Annotated in this window: 8 protein-coding genes; 3 read left to right on the top strand and 5 right to left on the bottom strand. The window is 54.3% G+C overall.

The features are described from left to right. Window positions 1-4 precede the first annotated feature (4 nt). Together R70331_RS04180 and R70331_RS04175 are read right to left on the bottom strand one after the other, a co-directional pair. Window positions 5-3,394, bottom strand: coding sequence for a tubulin-like doman-containing protein (locus R70331_RS04180; RefSeq protein WP_042173119.1), 3,390 nt, complete (start codon window positions 3,392-3,394; stop codon window positions 5-7). Window positions 3,395-3,407: 13 nt separating this feature from the next. Continuing rightward, entirely contained in the window at window positions 3,408-5,252 is a 1,845-nt protein-coding gene (locus R70331_RS04175; RefSeq protein ID WP_081947460.1) for a vWA domain-containing protein, read from the bottom strand. 137 nt (window positions 5,253-5,389) lie between these two features. Here R70331_RS04175 and R70331_RS31415 point away from each other — a divergent pair, with 137 nt between their 5' ends. From R70331_RS31415 to R70331_RS04165, 3 genes are read left to right on the top strand one after another with little or no spacing between them, the layout of a single operon-like run. Further along, window positions 5,390-5,542, top strand: a complete 153-nt coding sequence (locus tag R70331_RS31415) for a hypothetical protein (protein ID WP_156131072.1) — start codon at window positions 5,390-5,392, stop codon at window positions 5,540-5,542. Further along, window positions 5,535-6,458 carry a hypothetical protein gene (locus R70331_RS04170; protein ID WP_042173117.1) on the top strand — a complete coding sequence of 308 codons (924 nt, stop codon included), beginning with the start codon at window positions 5,535-5,537 and terminating at the stop codon, window positions 6,456-6,458. Before R70331_RS31415 ends, R70331_RS04170 begins: the two co-directional genes overlap by 8 nt. Window positions 6,459-6,515: 57 nt before the next feature. Continuing rightward, complete coding sequence (locus R70331_RS04165; protein WP_042173115.1) at window positions 6,516-8,438, top strand: hypothetical protein; 1,923 nt, start codon at window positions 6,516-6,518, stop codon at window positions 8,436-8,438. Between the two features lie 676 nt (window positions 8,439-9,114). On the opposite strand, the gene R70331_RS04160 is transcribed toward R70331_RS04165, so the two are convergent. The 3 genes from R70331_RS04160 to R70331_RS04150 all read right to left on the bottom strand — a co-directional run bounded on the left by R70331_RS04160 (window position 9,115) and on the right by R70331_RS04150 (window position 11,691). Then, window positions 9,115-9,444, bottom strand: coding sequence for a DUF6468 domain-containing protein (locus R70331_RS04160; RefSeq protein ID WP_042173114.1), 330 nt, complete (start codon window positions 9,442-9,444; stop codon window positions 9,115-9,117). 77 nt (window positions 9,445-9,521) lie between these two features. Beyond that, a complete protein-coding gene (aroB, locus tag R70331_RS04155) occupies window positions 9,522-10,661 on the bottom strand; it encodes a 3-dehydroquinate synthase (protein ID WP_042173112.1) in 1,140 nt (379 codons plus the stop codon). Between the two features lie 40 nt (window positions 10,662-10,701). Next, window positions 10,702-11,691: a phosphotransferase gene (locus R70331_RS04150; RefSeq protein ID WP_042173110.1), complete on the bottom strand. Its 990-nt coding sequence runs from the start codon at window positions 11,689-11,691 to the stop codon at window positions 10,702-10,704. Window positions 11,692-11,898 lie beyond the last annotated feature (207 nt).

The following is an 11,898-nucleotide window of genomic DNA, read 5'->3' as shown; positions in this document are numbered from 1 at the left end:
AGGCTTACTTCAGCTTTCTGCGGATGCTGGCCAGCTTGCCGGTCAGACTCTTGTAGAAGCCGTACATTTCATCGCCGTCGGCATGCTCTACCCGCTCATATTCCAGACTGTCACGCGCTTCGAGGAAGGAGACATACAGACCCTCCAGCTTATAGAGCAGCGGGGTTACATCCTCCGCTGCGGTCATTTCTCCGGAACGGCGCGCCGCTTTGCGCAGCAGCACGCTGCGGCTCTTCTCATCCAGAGCGCGGAAATGGCGGTAGACGGCATATTCCACATAGCTGCGTTCCTTCATTAAATTAGCGAACGGCTCCCAGGCATCCTCTTCCTCGTCACGGTCGTAGACGTAGAGCGCCCCTTTTTTGACAATGGTGTCGGTGTAGAGCGCTTCGATGAACTGGTCGAGCCATTTGTCCTCATCGAGATGCTGGCGGAGCAGCGCATCCAGCTCAGCAGCCTTGGCTGCCAGCGCCTCATATTTAGCCAGCTCTTCGCGTACACGGCTGATCAGCTGCGGCGAACGGATCAGGTTCTCCTGAGCCAGCTCTTTATTGATGCTGCCGAAGATATCCTTCACAGCTTCGCGCTCCAGCCCGTTCTCACGCAGCGAGCGCAGCTCATCGGCTGCCTTCTTCACCTCGCCCAGATTTGGCCGGGACGAACCAATCTGCAGGTCATAGCCGCTTAGCAGCTTATCCAGATCGAACGGCTTGGTGAAGACAACGGAGAAGCGGCTGCTCGTATTCTCATCCAGGCCTTTTTCGGTAATGACGCCGCTCTCCAGCGCCCGTGCAAAGTCAGCGCGGACTCTGGCATTGTATTCACGCACACGTGCATTTACATAGGTGTCTCCCCATGATTTCTCAGGAATCGGAGACGGCAGATAGGTCCAGTTGTTCTTGTCGGTCATCACCAGATGGCGGCCAATCCCTTCCTTATCCAGAATGGTGCGTTCGTAGTTTTCCTCATATACTCTTAGCGGAGTATAGACAAAGAGCGGCACACCGTTCCGGGTGTTAAGCCAGAAAATCCGGTTCTTAACCTCGCTCTCCTTGATCGTAAACTGCGATTTGCCAAGCGCGTTGTTCTGGTAATTGCGGATTCCCTTCAGGATGCCCGGCGCTTTAACCGGCACAGAGACGAAGCCCCATGACGGGAAGTGCAGACTGCCCGAGCTGTTGCTCAGATGGAAAATCGGCACCGCATCCTCATCCAGCCGTCCTGCAATAATCCGCTCCACAAATTTATCCAGCGGCTCCTCGCGGCCATACTTCATAACCAAGAAGTCTTCCATCGAACGGGTAATCAGATCGCCGAACTTGTCGGTCAGGAACTCGGAAATGGAGCGGACAATATCAATCTCCTGCTCTCTGACCCAGCGTCCGGAGTGCTTCAGCATTTCACGGGCAAAATCACGGATCAGGTCGTCGCCGTCCTTCTGGTCCATCAGCTTGGAGATGTTCGCCGCAATATCCGGCACGTTGACGATATTCCAATAGTAGGTTTTGTTGCCGCGGTGGTCGGTCTGCTCATCACCGTTCAGCAGGATATTACCATTCTTCTCAAAAATCGTGCTCAGCGCGCTCAGAATCTCCGTGAACACCCCGTAAATCCGGCTATTCTCTTCATTCAGCAGCTCAAACAGATCCTCGTAGAACTGGATCATCTGCTCCGTCCGCTCAACATCGGCATGCAGCCAGTACTCGTTGATTTTGGCTTCAATATAGGCATTCTTCTTCTTCTCTTTGGATACAAAAGCGCTCCGCGCATCGCCCAGCTTCTCTTCCGCACTGTCCTGGGCAGTCTCAATATCACGCGGCAGACGCAGCAGGCTCTCGCGCAGCGCTTCAGTATAGGACTGGATCAGCTTCAGAATACAGAAGCCCTTCTCGGTATAGAGCAGCCGCGACACATAGAACGGACCCTGCTCCGGATGCAGGAAGATCCGCTCCAGCTCCTCGCCGAACCGTCCGGTAATTTCGCCGGGCAGCTGCTTCTTAGCCTTGATATATTCTTCACGCGCACGGGACAGGAAGCTCTGCTCCAGCTCGGTATCCATATCAACAACCTGGTTCTTAATGACATTGGCGTGGCTCAGCCGCTCGCTGTTCTGATAGCCCGGCAGCGGTTCAGGTACGCGGGATTCAAAGGTTTTGATCATCGTATCGAGGTCGATGCCCAGCTTGCGGGCGAATTTCTCGACATCCTCCTGGCCCGGAGCCTGCTGGAACATCTTGTCCATTTTGTCGAACAGGCGGTAGGCCAGATAGGTAGTCATCTCTTCAATCGGCAGCACGGCCGACGAAGCCCCGATAATGTTGTATTCATAATTGGCCGGATATGCCTTGTTCATCTGCGCGATGTTGGTCCGGATGTTGCTGATATAGTCATGGATGGCGAATTCCTCGCCGGAGGCTTTTTCCTCGCTGGCCATAAAGTTCGTGATGTTCTCCGCTGTTACGTTCATGCAGTAGTCGTAAGCATTCTCCAGAAGCTTGCCCTCGGTATTCGTTGCGGAGATCAGATGGCACAGGTTAAATGGCGGCAAAGGTGAATTCACGGTCAAAATATTGCCGTACTGCTGGCGGAAACGCTCGCCCCGGCTGTCCACATTCATCCAGTAATCCAGCTCTTTAAGCGCCGCATAGCCGTTCTTGCGGATATATTCGCGGGTGTGCTCGCTAAGGCTTTTATTGGACAGATTGACGTCCGGTGTGAACAGGTAGCCGAGCGTGTTGACCCGGTCAATACCCGCCGCGCCGTAATCACGTTCAATAATCCCGCGCACGATATAGGAGATATCAAGAAAAGCACCGCTGCCTGTCCCTCCGGACAGACCGGTAAGCAGGAACACCATCAGCTTTTTGTTCGTGCCGACCGACAGCGTCTTAATCTTCTTATCAATCGCGCCGACAACCTGGTTGATCTTGGTGAACAGCAGCAGGCGTCCGGCCTGACGCACACCGGCAGCCCCGTTCATGCCGTCGGTAATGCTCAGCTCCGGTGACAGCCAATCGGTAATGTAGGGATCAAGGATGCTTCGGTTCTGGAGCAGGCCGCCGATTTCCGCGTTCGCAAGCAGCACGAATTCATTCTGGGGATCAAGGCCGATGCCTTTGTATTTTTTGCCGCGGTCCTGTTCATTCGTTTCAAAAGCCAGGAACTCCACATTGTCCGGCTTATCGCGCTTCTTCTTGGAAATCGGGTCCTCAGGCAGCTTAAAGCGGCGGTTAATCTGATATTTCAGGCGCAGCAGGGCGTCAATTCCCGTACCCCCAAGGCCGATGATCAGAATCGGATTATCAATGGTATCCACTCTGATCTTGTCACTGACGATTCCCCCGCCAAGCGATACGTCTAGCTGCTGAATATGCTCTCTTACTACCGGTTTCATAGGTTCTCCCCCTCTATATTAAAAACTCCAACAGAATCGTCTTGTCCACTGTCTGCAGCGGCACCGAAACACGGTCCCCGCTCTTTAGCTCCAGCCCGCGCGAAGCGTCCGCCGCCCGCCCGGATCTTTCTACTGTGATGCCTTCACTGCTGCGCAGGAGCAGCCGGTCATTTTTGCCCGGAGTGAATATGACCTTCTCGCTCTCCTTTAGTTCCGGAGCCAGCTGGAGCAGCTGATGCAGCGTGAATTTGCCGCGGAAGCCGGACAGCTTCTTGTACTGCGGATACGTCTTCTCTCCGGTGTTGCCGTCCAGCACCTCTACAACCATCTGACCGACAAAGCCGCGGTTCGCCTGCTTGCGCAGCATCCACACTGCCGCCGCCGCAATAAGCAGGAGCAATACGCCGCCGATGATAAAGTACAGGGTGTTTGAGGATTCTTGTGGCTGAAGCGGCTCTTCTCCGGTTGTTCCGTTGCCGGTTGCAGGCGCTGTACTAACAGCCCCTGTCTTGGCATCGATCTTGAGCACATCACTTTCACGGTAAAAGCTGCTCTCCTCCGCCCGGACCTTCAGCTCATAATTATGGGCCTCTTTAATTTCAAAAGCGCCCTTGAACTCCGGCCCGGAATTGTCCAGCGGAAGCTCCTCTACTGTCCCTGTATCGAGGTCCGTCGCAAGCAGCACCGCATTCATATCTTGATATAAATTGCTGAGTGTTACCTGAGCACCGTTGCTGTACAGGTGGGAGACGATGTCGATGGTATCGCCCTTCTTGTACACTGCTGACGGCAGCGCCTCTATCTTAAGCTCGAGATCATAGTTAAAGACAAGGTTAATGTCGATTTTGTCCTTGGGAACACCCTTTACCTGCAGCTTCCAGTCCCCCTGCTCCGGTGACAGCAGCTTGATTAGGCTGTAGGTGGACGACTTGGACAGCAGCACATCATCTGACGGGATCGCGACCTCCTTGCCCGACGGATCGGTCAGCTTCGCGGTCACCGGCTGTGCAGACATAATTGAAATGTTCGCTTCCAGCACACTGCTGTTAGGAACGTTAACCGTAACCTCCTGGAAGCTGCCGTCCGCCGTAATCGACTGGACCGGAACAATCTTCAGCTTCAGGTGGCTGGCAAAAATCTCACTCAGAATCTGCGGCAGATCATCCGCGGAGTTCGTCGTAAACGATTTGCCGCCTGTCTCAGCAGACAGCCCGGCGAGAATATCCTTATTCAGCTTACCATCAGCATTGAGCCCTATAGTATAAACCGGGTAGCCCTTCTGCTTGGCTGCATCCACCGCAGCAGACAGCTCCTGGTCAGACTGGCTCTGGGTCCGGCCGCTTGCCTCATCGAGGTCATTGTTACCGTCAGCCAGCATGACGATCATCGGCTCATGGCTGGGATCACTGCCGTTCTCCAGCACCTTGACCGCTTCTTCCATACCCACGGCGATGTCGGTGTACGGCCCGCGGTTCAGCCCGTCGATGAAATCCTTCAGATCCTGCTTGTCGCCGGCTGAGCCGATTTCAAGCAAGGCCTTCTCGCGCTGCACCTTGTCGGTGTAAGCGACTATCCCGACCTTGTCACCTTGCGTGGACAGCATATCTATAAACATCTTCATCGCCTCACCGGCGATATTGTTCTTGTCACTCTTGTTCATGGAGTTGCTGACATCGATCAGCAGCACTGCATCAATCCGGGACGGGCCAGCCGCTGATACGGATGAACCAGCCGAGGCTGCCGAGGCCCGAAGTGCTGCAAAGGGTGATGCCGTAAGGCACAGGATCAGCAGCAGTACCGGGATCAGCCTCTGCAGCATATTCTTGGTTGTTCTGGGGCAAAGCTGTGTACGAAGCATAAAGATGGCTCCTCTTGTGTTATATTCGTTAATAGGGACGGTGCAGCAGTTAGCTAAAATCTGTCAATAGCATGCCATTATGATATAATTAAACATTGTAAACTTCAACTTTATGCCTGCATGAAAGGGAGAGTTCCATGATTTCATACGTCATACTCGGCATTGCGTTTCTATATGCCGTCATTCAAATTTCAATTTACGCCTCAAGGCGGCGCAGGCCGCTTACCCGTGATGATATTGACGAGCGGCTGCTTGCCGCACTGAACGGAGGGACTCCATCCCGTGACTAAAAAGAGACCCGTCACCTTCCGGCCGTTCAAAGCCCCGCGCTACGCCTATGACAAGCTGCGGGTCTGCCGGCACTGCGGCAATTACACCGCGCTCGGTGAGGAGCGCTGCGGCAAATGCGGACGCGCTGCGCTCAGACCGGCGGGCCGGCAGGCTGCTTCGCTCGCCGGGCGCAAGATGCATACCCGTCTGCTGCTGCTCCTGCTGCTTACTCTTGCTGCGGTCTATTTCGGGCAGAGCCTGCAGCAGATGGCGCTCAGCGGCGCCGGCGGAGCCGTACTCATTGCAGCCCTCTATTATATGCAGCGGAAGGTAAGGCAGAATGAGAACCTCTTTGCCTTAAACGAGCTGCTCGGCCGGAATATTGACCGCATCCGGGAAGGGCTGGAGCTGAACCGCCAGGAGGCCGTCGCGGTGCTGCGTGAGGACGATGTGCTGGCCTATGAGAAGCTGCGGGAAATCTCGATCCTGCTGCGCGGCGACCGGATCGCCCGCCAGCGCGTTGCCCTGCTGCACGGCTTCCAGCTGCGCAAGGATATGAATCTGGAGCTGGAGCAGCTGCTGCTGCGGGATTTCGAACCGCTGCTAGCCGAATATATCGGTGAGATCGCCCGGGTCCGGCCCGAGCTGATCAAGGACCGCACGCTCCGCTATGTCAAAAATTACGAGGTGCAGATTCTTGAAATGAACAAGGGCAGAGAAATCCTGGCCGGTGTAGCGGGAGCGGCGGTCCGTCTGAAACGGAACGCGCTGCTGTACTCCGGCATGATCGGAAGATATGTACAGGAGCTGCCCAAGGACCGGTTTCTGCGGCTGTCCAGACTGATTTCCGCCAGCCCGCATGAGGCCTGGAACGGTCTCGACCAAAGGATAGCCGAGGTCAGGGAAGCAAAATACCGCTGGGACCCCGATTTTTAGATAGAGTGCCATAAGACTCAGGCATGATATATTTTCGAAAAAAGGGGCTACTATACTATGACGTTCAAACAGGCCATAACCCTGCGGAATATTATGATCATTCTGTGTATTTGCATGGCAGGGCTGCTCGTTTCGAAGGGACTGCGGATTGAAGACAAGCTCCGTGTGGTGCAGGAGGCTGAGCGGCTGTACACCGCCGGGGATCTGATCGCCGCCGAGCAGATGTACCGCCAGGCGGCGGATAATGATTCTATCCATTATAAAGAAGAACAGATAGCTGCACGGCTCGCGGAGCTGGCACCGGTTACAGCGATTCGCAGCGGCCTGGATACGCTGGTCCGCACATCAGCAGATCAGCTTGTTACGAAGGATTTTGCAGGCTTCATGGAGAGCTATGCTTCCCTGCTCAGCCTGAAGGCCAAGTATTTCATCAGCGGCGGCCCTTATGAATCCTATTATCGCCAGCTATCAGAGGACTCAGGCATTTCCCGGCAGCTGACGGGCGGATTTAAGCAGTTCAAGGACCAGTTTCTTGCCGGGCTTGCAGCCGGCGGCAGCGGTGAGGATACCGGCGATACATACAAATGGAACCTGCTGCTGATTCCAGATGCTTATTTTGGGGGCGCAGACACCAAGACAGAGCTGCTGGCAGCCGGCTTCAAGTCACATGACATTTCCAGGCTGAAGGTGCTGGCAGCAGCCGGGAGCTTCCAGCCTATGCTCGACAGCGCCTTATCGATGAGTGGAGCCTATGATAGCCACGGCTACCAGGCTCCCTGGGTACAGGAGCAGACGGAAGAAAGTGCGCGTCTTATTATCGACAAAGACCTTGAGGGCGACAATTATTCTGCTTTTGCCGGGCATGCCGTTGCTTACCGTAACTACGCTGCGTCAGCAGGGCTTGCTGCCGGGTCGTCCAAGCTGCTGGCATCTATTGAGCGAAGCACATCCAAGCTGCTGTCCGGTGCCGACCGGCTTGTGCGGAACGGGCAGTTTGCTGAGGCGATTCAGCTGTACAGCAGCCTCACTCCGCTGCAGGATACTTCAGGCGAAATCGCCGCAGCACAGCTGGCCTGGAATACCGCTGAGCCTGTCCGTCTGTTGCCGGGCGGTGATGTGGAAGGAAGATATGTATCTGTAGCTTCCGTCTCCGGGCGATATGGCGCTAAGGTGGCTGTAGCGGGAGTAGACAGCAGCGGCATGCTGCATTATGCATATCTGCAGGAGGACGGAATCATTTCGACACGCGCAGGCAGCGTTATTCCGGAATTCGCGCGGCTGAACGGCATTTCCTTTGATGACCAGCTGGCTGCTGTGGCTGAAGTGCCGGTTGTGGTAGTCCGGGGGAGCCGGGATGACGGACGAACCGGTTTCACAGCGTATCAGATCAAGCCTGAGGGGTTTTCAATACTCTTCTCTTTTGCCGGAGACAGCTATGTACTGCAGACAGAGGACCGCTCGATTCACGTAGCTAACGCAGATACCGGTGACGGCGTGGCCGGTGAGACCGGAGTGTATACTTTGAGTGAAGGCGCCTACCAGTTTGCCGGAATCGTGCAGACAGCGCCCCCGCTTATCTCCGCTTACGATCTGGAGCTGCATCCTTATGCGAATGTCACAATGAACGCTGAAATGTACATTGATAACTCCGGACGGAGCGTCGGCATTGCCGATGGCCGTTATCTTTTACTGCAAGGTAATACAGGCTCAGTTACGGGAACTGCCGTCATTACCGGGCAGTATCAGAACAGATATGATTATGCAGGTACAGAAACCGGGGAGCAGTATGTTCCCGTATTCGTTGTCGATTCGCTGGAAAACGTCAGGCCAAAGGATACAGACACCGGCACAGACCCGGAGATGGGTTCGGAGCTGAATATGACACCTGACGCAGAGGCTGATTTGAATCTGGCGCCGGACGGTACAGGCACGCAGACAAATACCAATGCAGAGGCCAACGCAGGGGCAGGCTCGAATTAAGCCGCAGTAACAGAATTCATCTCCTTATTAGGATTCATTCTTACGCTTCATTCGACAGATCTGTGAGAACGAGAACGATAGCGCCATTAAACCCATAAAGAGCAGCGGTCCTCAGACAATCTGATTATCTGAAGACCGCTGCTCTTTTAATTGGCGAATAAAACAGTACATTGTTAGTGCGTGCACAGCCGCTGTGACGGCATAGCTGCAGTATCGGCGCAGTTGCAGTACTCGCGTGCAGTCGCAGTACCCGAGCCAATGCCGTAACTTTAACGGACAGAGATGACGCTAAATACCTGATTTACGGCGGTTTTTCCTTCTAACGGACCCAGATGCGCTTATTTGGACCAAAAAGCCGGGTTTTCCGAGGATAGGTAGGCAATAAAGGCTGTGGGGTCCGCTAGAACTGAGCCGTGTCTCAAATCAGGCAGATAACGTCATCTCCGTTAGATTAGCAGCAAGCCTCTCTTTTTCACCAAACAGCCAATTGTATCGCAGCATCCTTCGGATTCATCCTGCTTACTCTTTCCGCCAGAAACAATCTGCCTCTATTCAATCCGCAGGAGAAAGGTTTAAGCACATTCCACCCATTCCAGCCACTTCGCAGCCTACGCCCCCAATCATGTGCTGCTGATGTATCAGAGTTCCCGTTTACCTGATTACTTCAAAAACTGCATCATCCTGCCGAACCGTTAATTTCTGTTTTTTTCCTGCGGCCCAGCAGCCGTTTATAACGCTTCTGAGTAGACAGAACATCAGAGGCTGCAGTAACGGTATCCTTCACCTCACCCAGCACCGCTTTGGTCTCCTGCACCGATGCCTTCATTCGCTTAACCTGCATTTTCATTCCGTCCTTGCGGCTCTTGGCCTCATCCAGCGTCTCCTGGACATTCGCCTTCACCTCGTCCACCGGTTCTTTTAGGCGGTCTACGGACTGCTTCACTCCATCCAGTGACTTTTTCAGCCCGTCGAGACTGTTCTTGAACTCCTTAATCGGGTTGCCCATATAGATCCCCTCCTGCCGATTCTTTATCTATTACTTACCCTTGTAAGCGGAGACGGATTCAAGAGATGTTCAATCTTTTAGCCGCGAATTTCTTCCAGCAATGCCATAATCGTCTCTTCTTCTACCGGCACTGAGTAAGCACCATCCGCAAACGTCTTCATCGCCCCGATCCCGTCCTGAAAAACAAAGCGGATCCTCCCGCTGCGCACCTTCTTGTCCGTGTACATTTTGTCCACCAGCATCCGGTTCGTAATGGAGGCCGGAATCTCTGCCGGCAGACCGGCCTGCTGCAGCAGCCTCACAACCCGTTCCGCTTCCCCATCCGTCATATAACCCAGCTTCACTCCAAGCCGAGCCTGTATAACCAGTCCTACGGAGACGGCTTCACCGTGCAGCAGCTCATAACCGCTGACCGCCTCCAGCGCCCGTCCGGCTGTATGGCCGAGGTTCAATATCTGCCGCAGATTACGCTCATGCTCATCCTGCTGGACCACCTCATATTTAATCCGGCAGTTGTGCAAGGCAAGCTGTTCACAGGTCTCAGGATCAAGGATCAGCTCACCGTCAGGCGATACTACCTTACCGATATTCTCCTCCAGATAACGGAAAAATCCCGCGTCCGCCAGACAGGCATGCTTAATGGTCTCTGCCAGGCCGCTGCGGAACTCACGGACCGGAAGTGTGCGCCAGGCGGCCAGATCAATATATACCTTGCGCGGCTGATGAAATACACCGATCAGGTTGGTGGCTACCGGCGTGTTCACTCCGGTTTTACCGCCGACAGAGGCATCCGCTGCCGCCAGCAGCGTCGTTGCATAGTTCAGGCTCGGCACCCCGCGCCCGAATGTTCCGGCCAGGAAGCCGGCCAGATCGGTAACCGCCCCGCCGCCGACGGCAATGATGCAGCAGTCCCGCCCGTAGGAGCGGCTCAGCAGCTCATCTTCGAGCCGCGCTTTGGTCTCGCGGGTCTTGGATTTCTCGCCGGACGGGAAGGAGAACAGCTCTGCCGCAAAGCCGTTCTGCAGCAGAAGCTCCAGCAGCGGACGCCCGTAAAGCGGCTCTACCGAGGAGTCCGTAATTACAGCAAATTTACTGGCACCGGGAACAAGCCCCTGCTGCAGGTCACGGATCAGTGACGGAAACAGCATTTCGCCGATTTCGATCGTATAGGAGTGATCGACTACCTTTTTTAGTTCAACCTGAAAGCTTTGAGACATCGCTGCAGACCTCTTTTCTTCATGCCGGAGCATTAGATATTTAGACCCCTTGTCCACTGTACAACGGATCGGTCACCATTCTCATATATTTGACCAGATCGGCCCTCGCCTGCCCGCTCTCCTGCCATACTCCCAGGTTCCAGCACATGAAGCGGAGGCCCAGATAACGGGAGGCTGTCCGGAACAGTCCGGCGAATTCCTGCTGCGGAATATCACACCCGAGAACACCAAGATATCTCCGGTATTCCTCTGCCTGCTGAAGAGTCCCGCAGCGCATGGGAATGTCCATGAACAGCGAGCCATAACGCGCCTCTTCCCAGTCAATGAAATAGACATCCTTGTTATCCTTCACCAGAACATTGCCCGGATTAAGATCATTATGGATCATCGTAAAGGTGTGAGCAGCACAAATTACCGGCATCATGTCCTCTACAATCCGTCCGGCTATTTCCTCAATTGCCGACAGAGTCTCCCGCCCGAACGTATCGGTAAAAGCAGCATTCTGCCTGGCATGCTCCCAGGATATTCTCCAGCTTCTATTAATAACCTCTGCCAGATAAGCTTCATCCACCCTGGGCAGCCATGGCAGGTCGCGTATACATCCCAGATTGACGTAATGAATGTAGGCCAGCGCCTCCGTCTCCTTCTGCTGAAGAGCAGACATATCCAGTCTGCTGTAATCTGTCCTGCCGTCCACATCCTCAATGCACAGCAGGCTGCGGCCTTCATATAACGGCTGGCCTGAGAGGCTGAACGGAACCTTGGCTCCCTGTGAGAACAGGCGCGAGAGTGCCGAACGTTCTGCAAATGTGGCCTGCTTGGTTACGAGATAAATTTCTTCTTGTTCACTGCTGCCCTGTGTTCCTGTTCCATACTGCAGCCGTACCCGGTTACGCATCAGTTCAACAGCCCGGCAGCCCGGATTCATGGGTATATTCTCTATACCCAGCACCTCGGCTTCAGGCGAAATGAAGCAATAGACGGTATCCTTTATCAGGTCAATCCTTCTGCTGCTGTCGATCAGTTCCATATGGCAATCATCCTTAATTGTTATGTACTTATTACTGCTCCTGACGGCGATAGGTATGTTCCGCAAAGCTTGCGATCCTTATAATAGCCCTCGAGATCAGAGAAATCAGCTGTAGAATCCGCTTATAAGCTGAATCCCAGTACCCTTCAGTTCCCTTTGCGGATTATCGTCCGGAAGACGAATTTAGGCAGCTCCGACTGGCTTGCC

The sequence above is a fragment of the Paenibacillus sp. FSL R7-0331 genome, assembly GCF_000758645.1.
Lineage (GTDB): Bacteria > Bacillota > Bacilli > Paenibacillales > Paenibacillaceae > Paenibacillus_AQ > Paenibacillus_AQ camerounensis.
This window is presented reverse-complemented; position numbering and strand designations above follow the sequence as displayed.

Excerpts from the sequence above, each read along its gene's own strand:
- R70331_RS04165 (WP_042173115.1), top strand. The coding sequence starts at position 6,516 with ATGACGTTCAAACAGGCCATAACCCTGCGGAATATTATGATCATTCTG.
- R70331_RS04175 (WP_081947460.1), bottom strand. The coding sequence starts at position 5,252 with ATGCTTCGTACACAGCTTTGCCCCAGAACAACCAAGAATATGCTGCAG.
- R70331_RS31415 (WP_156131072.1), top strand. The coding sequence starts at position 5,390 with ATGATTTCATACGTCATACTCGGCATTGCGTTTCTATATGCCGTCATT.
- R70331_RS04180 (WP_042173119.1), bottom strand. The coding sequence starts at position 3,394 with ATGAAACCGGTAGTAAGAGAGCATATTCAGCAGCTAGACGTATCGCTT.
- aroB (WP_042173112.1), bottom strand. The coding sequence starts at position 10,661 with ATGTCTCAAAGCTTTCAGGTTGAACTAAAAAAGGTAGTCGATCACTCC.
- R70331_RS04160 (WP_042173114.1), bottom strand. The coding sequence starts at position 9,444 with ATGGGCAACCCGATTAAGGAGTTCAAGAACAGTCTCGACGGGCTGAAA.
- R70331_RS04150 (WP_042173110.1), bottom strand. The coding sequence starts at position 11,691 with ATGGAACTGATCGACAGCAGCAGAAGGATTGACCTGATAAAGGATACC.